The sequence below is a fragment of the Corallococcus sp. CA049B genome, from assembly GCF_003611685.1.
Lineage (GTDB): Bacteria > Myxococcota > Myxococcia > Myxococcales > Myxococcaceae > Corallococcus > Corallococcus coralloides.
On sequence record NZ_RAWC01000007.1, the window covers coordinates 1 to 19,516 of the forward strand.

The 19,516-nt window shown below is 72.7% G+C and carries 13 protein-coding genes; 7 read left to right on the forward strand and 6 right to left on the reverse strand.

Annotated features, from left to right (window positions below):
• Together D7W82_RS02485 and D7W82_RS02490 are read left to right on the forward strand one after the other, a co-directional pair.
• Positions 1-3,184: flagellar motor protein (locus D7W82_RS02485; RefSeq protein ID WP_120616786.1), on the forward strand; the 3,184-nt coding region annotated here is incomplete at its 5' end.
• Positions 3,185-3,208: 24 nt separating this feature from the next.
• A complete protein-coding gene (locus D7W82_RS02490; protein WP_147439189.1) occupies positions 3,209-6,289 on the forward strand; it encodes a hypothetical protein in 3,081 nt (1,026 codons plus the stop codon).
• Here the strand turns inward: D7W82_RS02490 and D7W82_RS02495 are convergent.
• On the reverse strand, positions 6,273-7,640 hold the full coding sequence (locus D7W82_RS02495) for a response regulator (RefSeq protein ID WP_120616788.1): 1,368 nt from the start codon (positions 7,638-7,640) through the stop codon (positions 6,273-6,275). The genes D7W82_RS02490 and D7W82_RS02495 overlap by 17 nt on opposite strands.
• A gap of 27 nt (positions 7,641-7,667) precedes the next feature.
• Here D7W82_RS02495 and D7W82_RS02500 point away from each other — a divergent pair, with 27 nt between their 5' ends.
• Both D7W82_RS02500 and D7W82_RS02505 read left to right on the forward strand, forming a co-directional pair.
• Positions 7,668-8,057 (forward strand): VOC family protein, encoded by a 390-nt coding sequence (locus D7W82_RS02500; RefSeq protein WP_120616789.1) that lies wholly within the window; start codon positions 7,668-7,670, stop codon positions 8,055-8,057.
• A gap of 59 nt (positions 8,058-8,116) precedes the next feature.
• Positions 8,117-9,634: a general secretion pathway protein GspE gene (locus D7W82_RS02505; RefSeq protein WP_120616790.1), complete on the forward strand. Its 1,518-nt coding sequence runs from the start codon at positions 8,117-8,119 to the stop codon at positions 9,632-9,634.
• 19 nt (positions 9,635-9,653) lie between these two features.
• On the opposite strand, the gene D7W82_RS02510 is transcribed toward D7W82_RS02505, so the two are convergent.
• The 5 genes from D7W82_RS02510 to D7W82_RS02530 all read right to left on the reverse strand — a co-directional run bounded on the left by D7W82_RS02510 (position 9,654) and on the right by D7W82_RS02530 (position 15,480).
• Positions 9,654-10,613 (reverse strand): alpha/beta fold hydrolase, encoded by a 960-nt coding sequence (locus tag D7W82_RS02510; protein ID WP_120616791.1) that lies wholly within the window; start codon positions 10,611-10,613, stop codon positions 9,654-9,656.
• Positions 10,614-10,756: 143 nt separating this feature from the next.
• Positions 10,757-11,680: a serine protease gene (locus tag D7W82_RS02515; RefSeq protein ID WP_120616792.1), complete on the reverse strand. Its 924-nt coding sequence runs from the start codon at positions 11,678-11,680 to the stop codon at positions 10,757-10,759.
• Positions 11,681-11,823: 143 nt separating this feature from the next.
• Positions 11,824-13,071 (reverse strand): hypothetical protein, encoded by a 1,248-nt coding sequence (locus D7W82_RS02520; RefSeq protein WP_147439190.1) that lies wholly within the window; start codon positions 13,069-13,071, stop codon positions 11,824-11,826.
• A gap of 53 nt (positions 13,072-13,124) precedes the next feature.
• Positions 13,125-15,077 carry a serine/threonine-protein kinase gene (locus D7W82_RS02525; RefSeq protein ID WP_147439191.1) on the reverse strand — a complete coding sequence of 651 codons (1,953 nt, stop codon included), beginning with the start codon at positions 15,075-15,077 and terminating at the stop codon, positions 13,125-13,127.
• A 55-nt stretch (positions 15,078-15,132) separates the two neighbouring features.
• Positions 15,133-15,480: a PEGA domain-containing protein gene (locus D7W82_RS02530; RefSeq protein WP_158617565.1), complete on the reverse strand. Its 348-nt coding sequence runs from the start codon at positions 15,478-15,480 to the stop codon at positions 15,133-15,135.
• Between the two features lie 388 nt (positions 15,481-15,868).
• On the opposite strand from D7W82_RS02530, the gene D7W82_RS02535 reads away from it, so the two are divergent.
• Genes D7W82_RS02535 through D7W82_RS02545 form a run of 3 tightly spaced genes read left to right on the forward strand, consistent with a single transcriptional unit; the run spans position 15,869 to position 19,513 of the window.
• Positions 15,869-16,870 (forward strand): hypothetical protein, encoded by a 1,002-nt coding sequence (locus D7W82_RS02535; protein WP_147439192.1) that lies wholly within the window; start codon positions 15,869-15,871, stop codon positions 16,868-16,870.
• Positions 16,863-17,594 carry a PIG-L deacetylase family protein gene (locus tag D7W82_RS02540; RefSeq protein WP_120616797.1) on the forward strand — a complete coding sequence of 244 codons (732 nt, stop codon included), beginning with the start codon at positions 16,863-16,865 and terminating at the stop codon, positions 17,592-17,594. The genes D7W82_RS02535 and D7W82_RS02540 overlap by 8 nt, the downstream gene beginning before the upstream one ends.
• Positions 17,591-19,513, forward strand: coding sequence for a glycosyltransferase (locus D7W82_RS02545; RefSeq protein ID WP_120616798.1), 1,923 nt, complete (start codon positions 17,591-17,593; stop codon positions 19,511-19,513). The genes D7W82_RS02540 and D7W82_RS02545 overlap by 4 nt, the downstream gene beginning before the upstream one ends.
• Positions 19,514-19,516 lie beyond the last annotated feature (3 nt).

Below are 19,516 nucleotides of genomic sequence, written 5' to 3' on the forward strand. Positions count from 1 at the left end.
CCCCCACGAGGCCCCCACCACCTCCGCTCCCGGCCGGCCTCCCGAAGCGCGCGCCGCCGACCACGGGAACCTGCGCTTCCTCATCAGCGGACAGGCCTCTCCGGGAGACCGGGTCCACGCGGGCGACGTGGACGCCACCGTGGACGCCTCCGGCGCGTGGCTCGCGAGCGTGCTGCTGTATCCGGCCCGGGACAACGTCATCGCCATCACCACCACCTCGCCCGACGGCGCGGTGGAGTTCGCCCAGCAGTCCTTCGACGTGGTCCGGCGCGGTGAGCACGGCTTCCTCGTCATTCCCCGCGAGAAGGTGCGCGTGGGCGCCGTGCGCGGGCTGTCCCCGGACGTACCCCTGGCCACGGGAGACACCTTCCTGCGTCTGGAGGTGGCCCCTGGCACCCAGGTGACGACCCCTGACATCCAGCTCGTCGCGGGCCCCGAAGGCGAGCTCCGCCTGCCCGTGAGGCTCGTGCCGGGACGCAACACCGTCCCCATCTCGATGGCTCCGCCACAGCGGCCCTGGATCGCCGTGTCCGTGACGGTCGAAGCGAGCGCCCAACCCTTTGTCGTGGGCCTGCTCGACGTGGAGGCCAGCATCGCGCCGGCCGGCGGGGGCTTCCGGCTGCGGGGGCGCGGCGCCCTCCACGGCGAGGCCCAGCTGGGCCCCGTGCAGGTGGTGGGCGAGCTGGACCTGGCCGACACCGACCTGCGCCAACTGGACGACGCGCCGCTCGCGGATTGGTTTCGCCCCCGGCTGCCCGAGCGCTTCGACCGCTGGCCCGACCCCGACCTCGCTCCGGCGGAGTGGGGCGACCAGTCCGTGTCCCTCACGCCCAACCCCGCGGAGGGGCGCCTGCGCCTGGAAGCGCGGCACGAGCAGTACGGCCGCGCGGGCTTCGGCACCTACCGCGCGCTCCTGCAGGACCGCGAGGTGGGCCGCTACCACCGCCCCCTCTTCGGCCCCTACGCGGAGCTGCGCGAACAGCTGGGCCCCGTGAGCGTGGGGCTGGACGCGTTCGCTGGCGGGCTGGTGGACCCCACGCGCGGCCTGGCCGCGACGCCCGCGCACGAGGAGCTTCGGGCCACCGGCGGCAGCCTCTACTACCTGGGCGGCGGCACCGTGGCGGAGGGCTCCGAGCTGGTGCGCGTGGAGGTGCGCGACGGCGTCACCGGCCTGCCGCTCGGCGAACAGCACCTCGTCCGGGGGCGCGACTACGACATCGACTACCTCGCGGGCCGCATCCTCCTCGCGCGCCCGTTGTCGTTCCTCACCGGCGCGTCGCTCCTGCGCACGGACGCGCTCACCCAGGCGCCGGAGCCGGTGCTCGTCGTGGACTACGCCGTGCTGCACACGGGCGACCCGCGCGACTCGGTGGGCGGCGAGGCCTGGGCGCGCTGGCGTGACTCCACCCTCGGAGTGTCCGCCGTGCGTGAGCGCCGGCTGGGGGCGCCCTTCCAGCTCCTATCGGGGCGGGGGCAGACGGAGCTGTGGGGCTACTCGCTCCTCGCGGAGGCCGCGAGCAGCCGGGGCCTCGCGGTGGAGCCTTCCGTCTTCGGCGTGTCGGATGACGGCGGCCTGTCCTTCCTCCGCCCGGTGGGTACGCAAGATGACCACGGCGGCGCGGTGACCCTGCGCTTGAGTGGCCCTGGCGTGCTGGGCCCCGGGAATGGCGGCGCCGTGGCCGCCGTGTGGCGCGAGCGTTCCAAGGGCTTCTCCGATGGCGCGCACCTGGACGCGGCCCGCTTCCGGCAACTGTCCCTGCGTGTCACCCAGCCCGTGGGTCCGGTGGCGCTCACGCTCGTGGGAGACGAGCGGCGCTCGGCGGATCCGCGCCTGCCCTTCGAGGACACGCCCTTCGGCGCCCGCACGCTGGGCGCCGCCGTGGCCTATGAGCGCAACGAAGGAAGCGTGCGCCTGGAGCTGCGCGACAGCTGGCTGCGCGCCACGGAGGTGCCCGGCCAGGGCGCCGCGCTCGAAGGCGGCCGGACGTCCCTGGGCGTATCGGTGTCCCGCATGCTGACGTCCCGCCTCACCGTGTCCGCGGGCCACCGGCAGCGGCTGCACGAGCGCGGCGAAGGCCTGGGCCGGATGAACGACACGTTCACCTCCGCGGGCGTGGCCGTGAACCTGGACAACGACACGTCCGTGGGCGTGAAGGGCGGCTGGGGGCCGGAGCTGGGCCCCCAGGCTTGGCTGGACGCGCGCGCGCGGCGCGGCAATGAGACCTACTACGGCGGCTACTCCGTGGACGTGGACGGGCCGGACTTCGGTGCGGGCCGCGCGGTGACGGGGGCCCGCACGGAGGTGGGGGATGGCACCACCCTGTTCGTGGAGGACGTGAGCGCGCACGACGCGCAGGCGATCCGCCGGGCCCGCGCCGTGGGCTTCCAGTACGCGGTGGGCCAGAGCGGCTTCAACGTGGGCGCCCGCTACGAGCGCGGCGTGCGCAACCCGCTGGACATCGAAAGCGACCTCACGCGCGACGTGGCCAGCGTGTCCGCGCAGTGGCTGCGCGAGCGCTTCCGCGCGGACGTGCGCGCCGAGCTGCGCCACGAAGAGGGCACTCCCGCGCGCGGCGCCTCCGGCCCGGTGGACCGCACCCAGGTGGTGCTGGCGCTGTCCGCGGAGGGCCAGCTGATGAAGGACGTGACGGCCTCCGGGCGGCTGGACTTCGCGCACACCGCGGGCCGGGATGGGCTGGAGGCGCGGTTCGCGGAAGGGTTCGCGGCGCTCGTCTGGCGGCCCGGGCCGTGGCTGGTGGTGGCCCGCTACGGCCTCACGCGCGAGCTGTCCCCGGGCGCCCGCTTCGCCTTCGGGGACCGGGTGCTCCAGACGGTGTCGCTGATGCCGGCGGTGCGGCTGGGCGAGCGGCTCTCCGTGGCGTCCGGCCTGCACGTGGGACGCTCCAGCCTGGGCGAGTCCTCGCGCTGGGTGTGGACGGGGACGCTGCGGCCCTCGGTGCGGCTTGTGGGCGGACTGGAGGTCGCGGTGGAGGCGGCCCGGCGCACCTCCGCGGCGGACGACCAGGGCCTGACGGCGCTCCGGCCAGAGGTGGCTTACCGGCTGGACGAGCGCCTGCGGGTGGCCCTGGGGTACACGGTCCTGGGCTTCAGCGGCTTGGGTCTGGAGGCCGAATCGGAGGATGCTCCGGATCGCCTCTATTTCCGGGCGGAAGTGGCCTGGTAGTCGCCGGGCAGAGGGACGTCGAACGTGCGAGTCGGGTGGATCATCCTGGGGTTGGGGTTGTGCGCGGGCGTGGCTCGCGCGGAGTGGACCCACATCGGGACCCAGACGGGCATTCCGAAGGACGTCACCGTCTTCCGGCCTGGCTTCTTCGCCGTGGCGACCGACAGTCAGCTGTACGTGTCGCGCGATGGCGTCGTGACGACCCTGAACATGGGCATGGCGGGCAGCTTCCTACGCGGAGCGAACTGCGTGGTGGGCATCCGTCTGGACGGGACGCTCCAGAGCCTGGGGGGCTGCTCGCCCACGGATGACAACAAGCGCCTGTTCCCCAATGACGGCAGCGACTACGCGGTAAGGGCCGCGCGCGTTACAGCCGACGGGGGCGTGGGGTATGCCGTCGCCGCCGAAGGGCCCTTGCTGACACCGCAGTTCCGGACCTCGCTGCTCCCGAAGGAAGGCACGGCCGAGTGGGGCACCCTGACGCCCCCATTGAGCGGCCTGAGCGCCCAGCCTCAGCTCGCGGTGCTGCCCCCGCAGGCGGACGGGGTTCCGCAGGCGCTGTTCGCCGTGTCCGCGGCCAAGGCGAACTTCCTCTGGTACCGGGGCACGGACGTGGTGTCCTACGTGGCCACGGGCATCACGCCACCCAACTGGGCCCACGGCGTGGCGCTCGTGCCGGGCGAGACGCCGAACCAGCCGCTCGCGTTCTTCGGCAACGACGTGGGCCTGTTCCGCGGGACGCTGGGGGGGGCCGGCTATCCATTCGAGCCAATCCCGCTGGCCCCCGGTTCGGTCGATGCGCTCGCGCTGGATGTGACGAGCGGCTCCAGCGAGGCGACGGGCTTCGGGCTGCTGTTGCTCAAGCAGCCGGACGGCAAGGTGGCTGCGTACAGCGCGGAGCCGGTGGTTCCGCCCGCACTCCCGGGCACGCTCTGGCGGCAGAATACGGACCTGCCGGTGACCGTCTCCCATCCCGCGTCGCGGATGGCCTGCGCGGACGCGTCCTACTGCGTGGCCATCCTCAACGGGCCCGCGCAGAACGTCCTCATCTACCGGAACGCGAGCCCGCCCAGCGTGAGCGAACTCCCCTCCACCCTCAGCGTGGACGAGGGCACGACCCAGGACGTGGAGCTCAGGCTGCGCGACCCGGACGGGGACGCGGTGCTGCTGTCGGCCGCGGTGCGTGCGCCGGGCAGCCGGATCACCCTCGCCCAGTCGCCGCTCGACTCGCGCGAGGACAGCGGACTCAAGCTGACGCTCACCGCGCCCGTGGGAGTCTGTGCGTCCGAGACGTCATTCCTGGACGTGGTGGCCTCCGACGGCCTGCGCGCGCACGACACGTTGAAGGAAGTGAAGCTGGTGCTGAATCACGCCATCAAGCCTGGCGCGCCCCAGGTGGATGCGGAGGGCAACGACTTCTTCATGGGAGGGCCCTCCGGCACCTTCACCGCCACGCGGGGCACCACGGGCTGCGAGCCCGTCAGGTACACCTGGACGGAGCCCACCGGGGCACCCAAGCTCGCGGTGAACGCGGGCGTGGCCACGTTCACGCCCCCTTCCACCCGCGAGGACCGCTGCAAGCCGGGCACGGCCACCTTCGACTACGAGGTGCGCGCGGATGACGGCGCGCTGACCTCGGAGCCCACGAAGGTCCCGGTGCGGCTCCACCCCTGGGGCCCCCCCGAGGCTCCGTTCACCAGCGCCTCGCGTGACGTCTTCTCCGGCGCGGCTTTGATTCCCCAGGCGACCCACCTGTGCGGGGGCTCTCCCGGAACGCCAGGACTGCCGCCGGTGTCGACGTTCTGGTCGGTCCTGGAGAATCCCTCGAACGCGACGGTGACGGCCCTCCTGGGGAACGACCGGCGCCCCGTGGGCGAGGACCCCGTCGAGGGCACCTCCGTGCTGCTCGCCGGGGCGACGTGCGAAGAGACCCTGAAGCTGAAGCTGCGCGCCTTCAACCGCATCACCGTGGACGGCTTCGTCCTCGACAGCCCCACGTCCGACGTGGAGGTCACCGTGAAGCCGCGCTGGGTGCCCCTGGACGCGGTGAGGACCCTGGTGGAGCTGGACCTCGCGGAGGAGCGCATGCTGCGCGGCCACGTGAAGACGGATCCGCCGCTCAACTGCACGGGCATGCGCCCCCTCACCACGGTGGTGACGCTGGAGGACCCGGCCGACCCCAGCAAGGTGTTCGACACGTGGACGGCCGCCGGAGGCGGAGGCGACTTCGCGCTGGACCTGCCCCCCACGTGCGGCAGTGGCAACTACACCGTGCGCGCGCGCGTGCACGAGGGCGGCGTCGTGGCGCCGGAGGCGACGAAGGACTTCTCCCAGCCTGCGCGCGACGTGGTGCTGGGCGAGCTGAGCGGTGAGCTCATCGCCACCTGCGGCGAGGGCGCCCGGGGCACGCTGCGCCAGACGATTCCGGAAGGGGCCTGCTCGGCGGTGAACCTGAAGTGGAACCCGACCGGAGGGCCGGAGATGGCGTCGCTCGTCGCACAGGAGGACTCGGTGTCGCTGGCCACGGTGGACACGCAGCTGGAGTCCCTGGTGGGCGAACTCGTCACCCTGAACGTGTCGGCCGTGGGCGAAGGCGCCAGCGGGGCGGCGCGCGAGCACTCGGTGCGCATTGGCGCGCGGCCCTTCGTGACGGTGGAGCGGCGCACGGAGACGGGCGAGGGCATCAACTCCGGCCAGGTGGGCGTCACGGTGACGCTGCGCAATGACACCGCCTGCGACGTGAGCTCCATCCACTACCGGGAGAGCGTCACCGGCGCGCAGGTGGTGCCCCAGAGCGTGACGCTGGATGGCCAGCCGGTGACGCCGGTGGACGTGTCCGCGCAGCACTTCGAGGTGGCGCCGGTGCCGCTGCCCGCGGGCGCGACCGCGAAGCTCACGTACGTGGTGCGCACGGCGCTCCTGGCTCCGCCGAAGTACTCGGGCACGGCGTCGCTGCGTGAGGTCGTCGTGTCGCACTCGGAGCCGCCGCCTGCCTCCACGTCGGGTTGCGGGTGCTCCGGTGGCGGCTCGGGCGTGACGGCGTTCGGGCTGGGCGCGCTGGCGTGGGCCGCGCGGCGCCGGCGGGGTGTCAGAGCCCGAAGCTGATGCGCTGGCGGCGGTTGGGCGTCTGCTGACGCTCCTCCAGCACGCCGGACAGCTCCAGGCCGCGCAGGGTGGCCAGGGCCTCGCGCTCGGACAGATCCGTGAGGGCGAGCAGGTCCTCCACCGTCTTCGTGCCGTCCGCGAACGCGAGCAGCATCGCCTGGGGCCCCGCCAGCTTCAGCTCGTGCAGGCCGTAGGGCGGATCCGCCGTGGGGAACAGGCGGCGTCCGGGCGCCATGCGCTGGCGCAGCGCCACCAGCGTCTCCGTGCGCGTGACGCCCTCCAGGATGAGGTCGCCGGGGAAGAGCGACAGCGGCACCAGGTCCGCGCGCTGCGGCCGCATGGGGCTGAAGCCGTAGCCGCCCTCCGTCCACGCGAAGGTGGACCAGAGGATGTCCTTCACCTGCTCCTCCAGCAGCTGGCGGCGCTGCTTGGGGCTCAGCAGGCCGCGCTTGAGCAGGGCGTCGCCGGTGCGCAGCGAGTGCTCGCGCGCGTAGCCCGTGGCCTCCGCGAGCTGCGCCTCCGTGAGCGCGCCCTTGCGCAGGCAGAAGCGGCCGAAGCGCTCCGGGGCCAGGTTGGAGGCGGCGTACACCACGCGGCCCGCCTCGAAGTAGACGACCTTGAGCACCGTGCCCTGGCGCAGCTTCAGCTCGCCGTGGTGGCGCGCTTCGTAATACGCGTTGAGCAGCCGCGGCACCGACGTGTGCGCCAGGTCTCCGCCGAGCGACCACTCCGGAAGCTGTCGCCGCTGCCGCACGGGCGCGGGCGCGGCCTCCGTCCACACGGCGTCGCGCTGCGCGAAGGGCAGGGGCAGGGCCTCCGACACGCCGGGGGCTTCTTCCGGGGGTGCGGGTTCGGAGGGCTCGGCCGGCTCGGCCGGAGAGAGGACGGACGCGAGCGCGGGCTCCTCCTCCGCGGACGGCGTCTCCTGGACCAGCTCCTCCAGGACGAGCAGGTCCACCTCGTCGAGCAGCTCGCCGTGCGTCACGGGCGGCACGCCAGCGGCTTCCTCCAGCGCGTTGATCACGGAGTCCAGCTCGAAGGGCTTCTCGAAGAAGGCGCAGGCGCCGTGGACCTGCGTGGCCTCCTGGGCGAAGCGGTCACCCTTGTAGACACCGCTGACGGCGATGGCGGGGATGCCGTGCGCGCGCAGGGCGCCCAGCACCTCGCTGCCGCGGATGTCCGGCAAGAGCAGGTCCACCAGCGCGGCGTCGAAGCGCGAGTGGGGGCCCAGGGCCTCCAGCGCGGACTCCCCCGTGAAGACGGTGAGCGCCTCATGGCCTCGGGTCTCCGCGACCGTGGCGATGAGGGAGGCGAGTTCCTGGTTGTCCTCCACGATGAGCAGTCGCGCCATGGGCCGGCAGACCCTACCATCAACTCCATGACGGACGTTCAGGGCTTCCACCACGTGGCGATTCAGGCGAAGGACGTGGAGCGCGTGACGGCGTTCTATCGCGACCTGCTGGGCTTTCCGGAGCTGAAGCGCCACCTGCGGGAGGACGGCACCCTACGGAGTGTCTGGGTCGGCGTCCCAGGGGGCGCCTTCCTGGCCATCGAGGCGGTGGACGGGATGCCGGAAGGGGGGCCGTTCCGCCATCCGGCGCCGGGGCTGCTGATGCTCGTGTTCCGGATTCCCCGCGAGGCGCGGGGTGGGGTGGTGGAGACCTTGGCTCGCGCGGGCGTGCCGCTGGAGCATGAGACGCGCTGGACGCTCTACGTGAGGGACCCGGAGGGCAACCGGGTGGGGCTGAGCCACCACCCGGACGACTAGGGGGGCGTGCCCGGCCGGGTGCTTGCGGAGGGTGACGGGGCATGGCTACAAGCGGCCCCATGCGCCTGGGTGAACTGCTCGTGAAGGACGGCCTCGTGTCGGCGGCGGGGCTGGAGGAGGCGCTGGAGTCGCAGGTGGTCCACGGCGGCAGGCTGGGGACGAACCTGGTGGAGCTGGGGCTCCTGTCCGAGCAGGACCTGGCCAAGGCGCTGGGCCGGTTGCACAACTGCGCTTACGCGTCCGGGGAGATGGTGCCCGACCCGAAGGCCGTGGCGCTGGTGAACCCCAACGAGGCGGACGACAAGGAGTACCTGCCGATGCGGGCGGACGCGACGCGGTTGAGCGTCGCGGTGGTGAACCCGCATGACTTCACGACGTTGGACGCCATCGCGTTCAAGACGGGCAAGCGCGTGGTGCCGGTGGTCATCCCCGAGTTCCGGATGAACCAGCTGCTCCGGCGGCACGCGAAGGCGTTCCGGCAGCTGCGGGCCATCGACATGAACGCCGTCCGCCCGAGGCCCGCGAAGGGCGCCGCGGCGGAGCTGCGGAAGGCGGCGGAGCGGCCTCCGGACCTGATGAGCGAGGAGGAGTTCCAGTCCGTCTACGCGCAGGCGCTGCGCGGCGGCTCGGATGCGGAAGCCGAAGCGGACGTGCTGGAAGGGGAGATCATCATCACCGGCGAGGAGGTGGTGGAGGCGCCCGTGGCCGCGCCGCCCCAGGGCCGGCCCGCGATGCCAGCGCAGGCGCGTCCTGGAGCGCCCGTGCCGCCGCGAGTGGACATCCCCGCGCACATCGCGCCGTCCGTCCCGGCGCAGGGAGTGCCCGCGCAGGCGGCCCGCGCCGCGGGGCAGGGCGCGGCGAAGCAGGGAGTGCCCGCGCACGTCGCGGCGCAGGCGGGAGCGCAGGGAGTGCCCGCGCACGTCGCGGCGCAGGCGGGAGCGCAGGGAGTGCCCGCGCACGTCGCGGCGCAGGCCGGAGCGCAGGGAGTGCCCGCGCACGTCGCGGTCCAGGCCGGTGCGGCGGGCGCGATGCCTCCGGGAGCCGCGCCGACTCCGCCCGTGGCCGCGAAGCCGGTGGCCCCTCCTCCCACGCCGCTCACGTTCCCGGAGGCCCAGGCGGAGCTGGGACGCAGCTCGGACCGCGAGGACGTGGCCCGCACGGTGCTCCGCTTCGCCATGGGCAAGTGGCGCCGGTGCCTGCTGCTGTCCGTGCAGGGCAACCTCGTCACCGGCTGGCACGGCATGGGGCAGGGCGTGAGCGACGAAGGCGTCCGCCGCATCGGCGTGCCGCTGCGCGACCAGAGCACCTTCCGCCTCGTGCGCGACCTGCGCTCCCACTTCGTCGGCCCGGTGAAGCGCGACGCGGCGATGGGCATGTTCTACCGCCTGATTGGCGGAGGCTTCCCCTCGACGGCGGTCATCCTGCCGCTGCTCGTGCGCGGCAAGGTGGTGCACCTGCTCTACGTGGACAACGGCGCGGAGCAGTTCACCCCGCCGGACGTGGGCGAGCTGCTCATCCTCTCCCAGGGCGTGGGCCGCTCGTACGAGGCGATGATGCGCCGGCGCAAGAGCGCGTAGCGCGGCCCCGCGCGAAGGCTCAATCGTTGCCGGTGGACCGCTCCGGCGTGCGCGTCAGCACGGGCAGCGCATCCGGACGGTCCCACAGGACGAAGTGGCTGCACCCGTCCAGCTCCACCACGTTGAGCCCCGGCTTCGCGCGCCAGGCGCTCTCCCGCATGGACGCGGACTCCAGCACCCGGTCCTTCCCCGGGACGAGCACCGTGCCGCGCCGCACGTTGCCGAACAGGGACGCATCGCGCGTCTGGCTCCAGGCTTCGATGTCCCGCAGGTTGGCCATCATCGTCGCGACCCGCTTCGGGTTGAACGGGAAGGCCATGATGAGCTCGCGCTTGCGAGCATTCTCCAGCGGCCCCCACGCGCCCCGGTTGTGCTTCGCGATGGGCGCGAGCCGCCACAACGGGATGAGGAACGGCAGCAGCCAGAGCTGCGAGGGCGTCAGGCTCCGGTAGGGGCGGGCCTGCGGGAGCACGGGCGCCTCCAGCACGACCTCCACCCGTTCGAAGAGGTCCGGCCGCAGCTTCGCGGCCTCCAGCACCACGGCGCCTCCGCGCGAATGTCCATGGACGCGCACGACGTCCGTGCGGGGCAGGTGCTCCAGGGCCTGCACCAGCACCGCGGCGTCATGGGCGATGGTGCCCTCGGGCTCCGCCGGCACCTTCGCCCAGGGGGCGGACGCCTCACGAGGGTCGGTGATGGGCAGGTGGTAGTCGCAGCTCGTCAGCAGGATGAGCTGGAGGTCGGGCTCGCGGTAGTGGTGCGTGAAGTAGCGCATGTCCGCCACGAAGCCGTGCATGACGATGACCGTGGCGCGGGGCTGCTCGCAGCGCCGTTCGGCGATGACGGCCTTGCCGATGCGGTAGACGTGTCCGTCGAAGGGCTCGCTCGCGCGGGGTGTGCCCACCCGGTGCATCAACCACCGGCGCGCGGCGGGCACGAGCACGGCGGCGCCAGCGAGGACTCCAAGAGCGACGAACATGCATTCACCCAGGACAGAGGGGAACCGGCGCCTGGCGGCGGACGGCCCGTGACACGGCGCGCATCATAAAGGCCGGGTGGGCCGCTTGCCGCCTCAAGGCGCGGTGGTGTTGGCAGCAGTCAAGGTGGAAGGCCCCGCGCGCCCTACCTGACGGCGCTGAGGGTCCGGATCTGCGCGTTGAGCCACGGGATGTAGTTGGAGACGCGCGTGTAGATGCCGGGCAGCCCTGCCCGCGCGCAGCCTACCCCGAAGCTCACGATGCCCTGGAGCACGTAGCCCTGTGAGCCTTTGACGACGAGCGGCCCGCCGCTGTCGCCCTGGCATGCGTCCTTGCCCCCCTGCTGATACCCAGCCCCGAACATGGCATTTTCGTCGATGACGATTCCTTGGGACCTGTAGCTGTTGGCGACGTCTTGATGCCTGAGGACGGGGACGTCCACCTGCAGCAGGATGCTGGACGTGTCGTAGCCACCTTCCCGTGTCAGGCCCCAGCCCGCGACCGTCGCCATCGTGTTTTCAGCGACGCGCGCTCCGGAGGCTGGGAGGCAGACAGGGACGCGCGTGTTGCTGCCCGCGAGCTGAGCGGTCAGGTTGGGGCGCATGCCCGAGGACTGGCCGCAAGCCCCGGCGACGCTCGTGTCGAACTTGATGGGCTTGTCGAGCTTGAGGACGGCGATGTCGTTCAGCGTCGTGTCCGGATTGTACTGGGGATGGTAGACGGCCACCGCCACCCGGGCTGTCACTTGCGTGGACGTGGGGCGGTACAAGTCATGCGCCCCAGCGGACGCCGTGACGTTGGAGTAGCCGTCATAGACGCAATGGGCAGCGGTGAGGACGATGTCGCTCTCCTCCCGGTTCGGGCTCACTCGCACCAGGCTGCCCCCGCAGAAATGGCTGCCGTACTGCTGCAGGCTGACAATCCAGGGGTGCGAGTTCGGCCGGGCCTCGACGCCTCCAACGATCTCCTGGTCCGCGTGACCCACTGTCTCGAAGGGGGCCTGCTCGGCCTCCGGACCTCCGCACCCGAGAAGACCGACCGCGACGACGACTCCGCTCATGAAGCGCATGCACTCTCCTGTTCCAAGTGCGGAGCGGGACAGCAATCGACGTGCCGCGTTCAGGCGCCCTGGCTGTTGCCCTGGACGTGCGACGGCACGTCGCCGTGTGACATGTCAGCGGAGGCGCATGACGCGTCAGCGGATGGCAGGGCTCAAGGGTCCATGGGGAGGAGCGCGTCGCGTGACAGCGCCCTGGAAGGCCCGCGCACCACCAGCCTGCGAGCCTTCTGGAACAGAGGCACGGGCGGATCCTCCGCCACGTACACGCCCCAGTAGTACTCACCGGGCGCCAGGCCGGGCAGCACCACCTGCTGAGGGCTGCCCTCGCGTACAATCACCGGCTGCCGCAGCTCGCGGTCGCGCGCGACGACCAGCCGGTAGCGTGGCTCACCGCCCGTGGACTGCCACGCGAAGACGAGGTCCTCGGCGCTGGAGCCATCCGGGACCTCGTAGCCCTCGCGCGGCACGACGAGCAGGCCCCGGGGCCGCTGGCGCTCCACGAAGATGCGGCGAGCGAAGCCGGACTCGCCCGGCCGTCCGGCCTCATCCAGCGCGGACACGCGCCAGACGAACATGCCGGGCTCCGGCGGGACGAACGTGAAGTCCGGACCCTCCACCTGCGTGTCCACGACGCGCCGGGTGAAGCCCATGTCACGCGCCACCTGTACCTGGTAGCTCCGGGCGCCATCCAGCGGCTTCCAGCTCAACGGGATGCGCAGCTCCGGGTTCCACGCGATGCGCGCGTCCACGCCCGGCGAGAGGCTGGTGGGGAAGGGCGAGCCATCGTGCTCGGCATCCTCCAGTCCGCGTGCGACGTCCAGCCAGGTGCCGGCCTCGAGCGTGCGGCGGTGCATGCCTTCGGACAGCAGCAGCCGTCCGCGGGAAACGCTGAGGTGCATGCCGCGCGCGGTGCGGGTGACGCGGAACTCCGTGGGGCCCGAGTGAGCTTCCACCGTGAGCGCCACCTGCCGTCCGTTGTCGCCGCGAAGCACGAGCGGACCGTCATGCAGCGCGTCCTCGGGCAGCAGACCCCGGGCGGTCCCTGACTCCAGCGCCACCACCGAACCGCCGCCCTCCGGAGGCGCGGGCCGCTCCACCATCACCACGGTGCGCTCCTCCAACTCGATGCGGCCACCGCCTCGAAGCTCGATGCGCGTGGACGCCTCCGGCCCGGTGCGCACCCAGTCGCCGGAGCGGAACGTGGCGCCCGCCTCGAACGGCTCCCAGTAGGCATTCGCCGTGCGCAGCGTTTCGACAGGGCCGCGGGCGACAGCACAGGTGGCCACGATGGCGGACAGCTCCCGCGACACGGTCTCCACCGCGCCCGTTTCGTCCGAAGTTCGCGAGCAGCCCGCGACCATCAGAAGCAGGACGCACCCCAATGTGCCTCGACGTCTCATGCCCTCATTCCCACGGAGCTCCCACGCCCGATGGCTCGCCAGGGCCGCCGCGCTCATCGCACCCTCCAACCCGAAGGTGCCTTGCGCAGCTCCTCCTCCAGGAGCCGGAGCTGGACGCGCGTCGCGCTCCGCTCCGGTGCCGCCTCCAGCGCGGCGCGCAGATGCGCCATGGCCTCCGTGACGTCCCCCCGCTGGGTGGCCTCCGCCGCCAGCCGTTCGAACGCATCCGCCAGCGCCGCCAGTCGCGAACGCACGCGCGGATCCCCGGGCCGCAGCGCCCGCGCGGCCTGCAGCTGCGCCAGCGCCGTGTCCTCGCCCGCGCCCGACAGCTTCGCCACCGCGATGAGCCGGTCCGCGCGGGATAGGTGCCCGGCCAGCTCCGCCTCCGTCGCGCGCAGCGGCCAGATCAGCGCCGCCCCCGTCGCGCAGAGGACGGCGATTGCCAGCGCGCTCCACCGCAGCGCACTCCCATGCCGCGCGACCGCCAGCTTCGCGGCCACCGGAATGCGCTGCTCCACGGCGTTGCGCCACCGGCGGTAGCGCGGGAACGCGTGCGGCCGGTCCTTGCCCCGCGCGGTCCCCATCAGCACCTCCGTCTCGCGCCGGCCCCGGTCCAGCGCTTCGCCGAACAGCTCGTGCATCGTCAGCACCAGGTCGAAGGGAGGCAGGGTGCTCCGCACGCGCTCCAGCGCATGCCGCAGCACCTTCGCGCTGGGCGCCCGCGAGGACGGCTCCGGCGCGGTGGCCCACTGCACCAGCCGCTCCAGCTCCGGCGTCACCTGGGGATTGAAATGCGACGGCTTCAACAGCCCGGCGGGCCCCTCCGTGCCACTCGAGGCCTCCGAGGCCCGGTGCAGCGTGAGCAGCTCATAGAGCACCAGCCCCATGCCGTGGATGTCCCACGCGGGCTCCGGGTGGCCTCCGGCGATCTGCTCCGGCGCCATGTACGCGCGCTTGCCCACCACCAGCAGATCATTCCCGCTCGCGATGCTGGCGGACGCCACCCCCATGTCCACCAGCTTCACCTCGCCGTGCAGCCCCACGAGCAGGTTGCCCGGGCTCACGTCACGGTGCACCAGGTGCAGCGGGCGCCCGTCCAGGTCGCGCTGCCCGTGCAGGTACTCCAGCGCCTTGCCCAGCTCGATGGCGACCGTCACAGCCAACGCCACCGGCGGCGGACGCCCGCGCTGCCGCAGCGCCTGCACCAGGTCCGCGCCGTTGCGGCCGTGCACGTACTCCATGGCCATGAAGGGCCGGCCCGCCGCGCTGCCCACGTCGAACACCTGGATGACGTTGGGGTGCTGCAACGTGGCGCTCAGCCGCGCCTCGGTGAGGAACAGCTCCGACAGGCGGGGGTGCCGCGCGTACTCCTGGAACACCAGCTTGAGCGCCACCAGCTTGTCCACGCCCTCCGCCATCGTGCGCCGGGCGAGGATCACCTCCGCCATGCCGCCCGTGCCCAGCCGCTGGAGCAGCTGGTACGGCCCGAACGCGTCAAAGGGCCGCAGCCCGCCCTGCCACGCCTCCGGGTCGCGAGCGTGCAGCAGCTCCAGGTGCGAATAGTCATTCAGCGCGGACGCACCACCCACCGTGGAGCGAGGCCGGATGCCCACCGGCGTCGGCTCCTCCCGCCACGAATCCGCGTTCCCCCCGGGAACACCGGCGGCCATGCCAGCGGCCGGAGTCCCCTCGGTCGCGGGCGCGAGCGGCTCGCGAGGACTCAGGGGCAGCGGAAGGCTGCCCGCGTCCAGCGCGACGAACTTCACGAAGTAGCCGCGCACCCAGCCGGACACGCCGTGCTCCATCACCCGCACGCGGCCGGAGACGGCGGGCCCGTCCCCCTGGAAGGCCACCTGGAGCGCGAACTCCGTCCCGATGGGCTGCGGCGTGTCCTCGGGGACGAACAGGCCGTGCTCCGTCATGCTCTTCCACAGCCGCGCGCGCGACTCCGGCGCGTCCGCGAACGGCAACCGGAACAGCCGGCCCTTCCTCTTTGGAAGCTTCACGCCTGTGCCTCCCCCTCGGATTGACGGTGCGCTGCGCGTCACGGCCCCCTTCGCGTCACGGCGAAGCGGTCAACGTCACCTGGATGGGCTCCGGCCGGTCGCCCACCATCACCTCGGCCCGCCACGTGTCGTGGCCCTCCAGCCGGACGCTCACCTGGTGGACCCCGGGCGAGAGCGGCAGCAGCGTCCCCAGGTGCCGCGCGAGCCCCATCGCCCTGCCGTCCACGAAGACGTGCGCGCGGTCCGGCAACACGTCCAGGCGCAGCCCCGTCGTCACCGGGCGCTCCACCCGCGCCGCGCGGGGCGCCGGCATCGGCGGACGGATGGCCTCCACCCGCAGGGCCGCCAGGGCCTCCACGTCCCGCGAGCCAGGCGCGCGAGCACAGGCGCAGGTACCAGCCATGAGGAGCGGGATGAGCAGACGTCTCGGATGCGGAGGCATGACAGGGATTGGGCGTGAGCGCGGGGGCCTCCGTCAAGGTACCGGCCCCCGCGTCGCAATCGCTGTTCCCACCCGTACAAGCCGGTGAAAGCGGCGCTCCCGGCGGTGTCTTCCGGACCCACCGGTCCGGGTCATCCTCCAGAGAGGAAAAGGAGATGTCTCCAGGTGGACGGATGGCCTCCGTCCGCGCCGCGTGCCCCCGCGCGCGTGAGTGACGGAGCGTGTGCGCCGGGCGACCTGGGAGGTGACTGGGTTTGAGAGGCATTGGACCCGGGTCCGGGTCCGGGGGGATCCACGCATGTCAGACGCCACCCGTAGCCTGCGACACGTTCCAGCCTGATTCCCACCCATGACGACCCGACCTCCCATGCCCGCCACCGCGACACGGACACCGGCCCCGTCCCTGCCACCCAGACCCTTCACCTCCGCGCGGGACGGCCTCGTGCGCCGTCAGCCCCAGCGCTTCTCGGGCATCCGGCCGCTCAAGCTGGAGGACTTCGTGTCCGGGACGCCGCGCCAGCGGGAGTCCTTCGCGCGGCGGCTCATCACCCAGCTGTCCGAGCGCGGCTTCTTCTACCTGGAGCGCCCCTCGGCCTTCCTGGAGCGCCACGCCCTGGCGGGGATGTACGAGCGCTACGAGGCAACCTTCCAGCACGCGCTGCTGGCGCATCCGTACCTGCACGCGCTGCTGCCCGCGGCCACGGTGTTCCAGACGGGCTACAACGCCACCTGGTACCCGGAGTCGCCGGTGGTGCGGCAGCCCATCGAGGCCTTCATGGCCAAGCCCGCGACGTGGACCGTGTTCCGCCGCCGCCTGGTGCCGGAGCCGGTGCGGGAGCTGCTGGAGGCGTCGGAGGACGCGTATGACGCCTGCCACGCCGTGGGCGTCGTGCTGCTGGAGGCGCTGGAGCTGGGCTACGGCCTGCGCCCCGGGGGGCTCACGCGGCTGTTCCGCCGCCGCACGGAGGGGGCGGTGCGGTTCGTGAAGTACCACGCGCCCAGCACGGCGCGGCGCAGGCGGGAGGTGGTGGCGCACGCGTCGGAGCCGCACTCGGACAAGAGCTTCTTCACCTTCAACCTGGGCGAGTCCCGGCCGGGGCTGGTGTGGCTGGACGGGAACACGCCGCGCCTCATGCCCAACGACGAGGGGCACTGGCTCATCACCTCTGGCCGCTTCTCCGAAGGGCTGACGCGCGAGCTGGACGCGCCGGTGCGGGCGTTCCGGCACACGGTGCACAACGACGGCGAGCGCGTGGTCGTCCTGGGCTTCGTGACGCCCGAGGGCGACCTGCACGACCTGCCGCTGGACGCGTGGCCCGCGCCGCCGCTCGCGGGAGGCGCCCGTGGCTGAGTGCGCGCGCAGCGGAAGGGACGACGGGCCGGAGCACGTCTTCTTCTCCCCGCATCCGGACGACGTGGCGCTGGGAGCGTACGCGAGCCTGCTCGGCGTGCCCCGGGGCGTCGTGCCCACGCTCGTCACGGTCTTCTCCCAGAGCTGCTGGGAGTTCGTGCTGCCGGTGGACCCTTCGCGGGCCATGGCGGTGACGTCGCTGCGGATGGGCGAGGACCGGAGGTTCGCGCGGGCGCACGGGCTGGACCTGGTGCACCTGGGCTTCCGTGACACCAGCCTGCGCGCGCCGCCGGGCGGGCCCGCGGAGTCGGAGGAGGCGCGGTCGGCGCTGGCCTCGCGCGTGATGTTGGCGCTGGGCGAGGTGCTGGCGGGCGTATCCCCGGACGCGGTCTGCTACGTGCCGCTGGGCATCTCCAGCCACGCGGACCACCTGCTGGTCCGCGACGCGGTGCGGGCCCTGCGCGGAGAGCGGAACGTCGTCTACTACGAGGACCTGCCGTACTCCGCGCACCACCCGGAGGATGAGATCGTCGACTACGCGTGGGCGCTCGGGCTGTCGCCCCGGTGTCTGGACGTGACGACGCTGTGGTCCGCGAAGCTGCGCGGGCTGTCCTTCTACGCCAGCCAGCTGGAACCCCAGACGCTGCCCGCGGTGGAGTCACACGCGCGGCGGCTGGGCTCGGGCCGTGGGCTGGCCGAGCGCGTCTGGACGGTGGCGCCATGAGCACGAGGGAGCCCTGGGCGCCCGGGGCGGACGACGACATGCTGGTGCACCTCTCCTATGAGGCCACGCGCACGCTGGGCGGGATGGGCGTGGTGCTGGAGCACCTGCTGTCCGAGCCCGAGTACCGTCAGGCGTTCCCTCGCACGCTGCTGGTGAGCCCCACGGTGCGGCCGTGCGGCCTGGGGAGCTACGCGCCGGAGGAGTCGCTGGCGCGCGACCTGGAGGCGCACGGCGAGGTGTTCTACAGCGGCCTGCGCCGGGACAACCCGGAGCGGTGGGCGCGCGTCTTCCGGCCGGTGGAGGCGCGGCACGACGTGTCGTTCATCTACGGGCGGCGCGACGCTCCGGGCGGTCCGGTGGAGGTGCTGCTCGTGGACCTCACGGACGTGCTCCGGGGCTACCGGGTGAGGATGGGCACGCTGCCCAATTTCCTCGCGCGGCTGCACACGCTGCTCGGGGTGGACCTCCCGTTCGACTGCCGGGGGCCGCGTCCGGCGGCGTGGCGCGGGCTGTCGCGCGTGTGGCGCGAGCGCTTCGGCACGCGGCTGGGCGCGGCGCCCTGGGTCAACCGCCTGTTCCGCAAGGCCGTCCGGCACGGCCTCATGGACGCGCCCGCGCTGGACCATGACGCGATGCTGGCCATCGTGCTCGCGGAGCCCGTCTTCGACGCGCTGGAGCGGCTGCGCCCGAAGGACGGCGCGGGGACGGTCATCCTGGCGCAGGAGCACCTGTCGCTGCCGCTCGCGTACAAGGCGCTGCTCGACGGGCGGCGCTGGTGCCGCACCGTGTACTACGCGGGCGAGGTGCGCACGCCCCGGGTGCTTGTGGAGTACGGCGAGGCAGGGCAGGGCGCGTCCGACGCGCGCTTCTACAACATCCAACGTCTGGGATTGGAGCAGGGGAAGACGCTGGACGACGTGTACCCAGTGGGCGCCTGGCCCAACTTCCAGATCCTGCGCAACGGCCACCTGTGCGACCGCGTGGGCGCGGTGAGCGCGTCCGTGGCGGACGAGCTGCGCTTTCTGGATGCGCGCTATGCGCTCCAACCGGTGACGGTGGTGCCCCACGGGCACCGGCCCATCGAGACGGGCTGGGACGCGAAGGAGGCCGCGCGGGCGAAGGTGCTGGCCCATGCGCGCAAGGCGTGGGGGAAGGACTTCCGCCTGCTGCTCACGCACATCGCGCGGGACGAGGTCTGCAAGGGGCTCTGGCGCGACGTGGACGTGTGCGAGCACCTGGCCACGCTGCTGCCACCGGAGCGCAAGCCCGCGCTGTTGATGATGGTGACGGAGTGGAGCGAGGCGGAGCCGTCCGACAACCTGCGCGCCCTGAAGGCGAGGGTGGACGCGTTCAACGCGAAGGACACGGGCCTGCACATCGCGCTGGTGAACCAGCCCACGTGGCCCGCGGGCCTGGACTTCACGCGGGACGACCTGCACCGCGCCACGGACGTGTCCCTGGGGCAGTCGCTGTATGAGTCCTATGGCCTGGCGCAGCTGGAGGCCCTGGGCTGCGGCGCCATCTGCGTCATCTCCGGAGTCAGCGGCGCCCGGCGCGCCCTGAAGGCGGTGTGCGAGCGGCAGGGGCTGTCGGAGGCCGCGCATCCGAACCTCGTGGTGTCGGATCCGGTGGCGGACGCGAGGGCAGCGGGGCTGGCGCACTCGGTGGAGACCTGGAAGGCGCTGCCCGCGGGCGTCCTGCGGGAACAGGAGCTGCGCACCGCGGAGCGCGTGGCGGAGGAGGTGGTGCGCCGCCTTCCGCGCGACGCGCACGAAGGACGCCTCCTGCTGGCGACGGGCTGGGCGCTGACCGAGCGCCTGCGCTGGGAGCCGCTCATCCGCGAGCAACTGCTGCCGCTGCTGCGCTTCCCGAAGGAGCAGGCGCAGGACGTGTCCGACTGGAGCGCGGCCCATGGCTGAGCC

Excerpts from the sequence above, each read along its gene's own strand:
- D7W82_RS02495 (WP_120616788.1), bottom strand. The coding sequence starts at position 7,640 with ATGGCGCGACTGCTCATCGTGGAGGACAACCAGGAACTCGCCTCCCTC.
- D7W82_RS02500 (WP_120616789.1), top strand. The coding sequence starts at position 7,668 with ATGACGGACGTTCAGGGCTTCCACCACGTGGCGATTCAGGCGAAGGAC.
- D7W82_RS02505 (WP_120616790.1), top strand. The coding sequence starts at position 8,117 with ATGCGCCTGGGTGAACTGCTCGTGAAGGACGGCCTCGTGTCGGCGGCG.
- D7W82_RS02510 (WP_120616791.1), bottom strand. The coding sequence starts at position 10,613 with ATGTTCGTCGCTCTTGGAGTCCTCGCTGGCGCCGCCGTGCTCGTGCCC.
- D7W82_RS02515 (WP_120616792.1), bottom strand. The coding sequence starts at position 11,680 with ATGCGCTTCATGAGCGGAGTCGTCGTCGCGGTCGGTCTTCTCGGGTGC.
- D7W82_RS02520 (WP_147439190.1), bottom strand. The coding sequence starts at position 13,071 with ATGAGACGTCGAGGCACATTGGGGTGCGTCCTGCTTCTGATGGTCGCG.
- D7W82_RS02530 (WP_158617565.1), bottom strand. The coding sequence starts at position 15,480 with ATGGCTGGTACCTGCGCCTGTGCTCGCGCGCCTGGCTCGCGGGACGTG.
- D7W82_RS02535 (WP_147439192.1), top strand. The coding sequence starts at position 15,869 with ATGACGACCCGACCTCCCATGCCCGCCACCGCGACACGGACACCGGCC.
- D7W82_RS02545 (WP_120616798.1), top strand. The coding sequence starts at position 17,591 with ATGAGCACGAGGGAGCCCTGGGCGCCCGGGGCGGACGACGACATGCTG.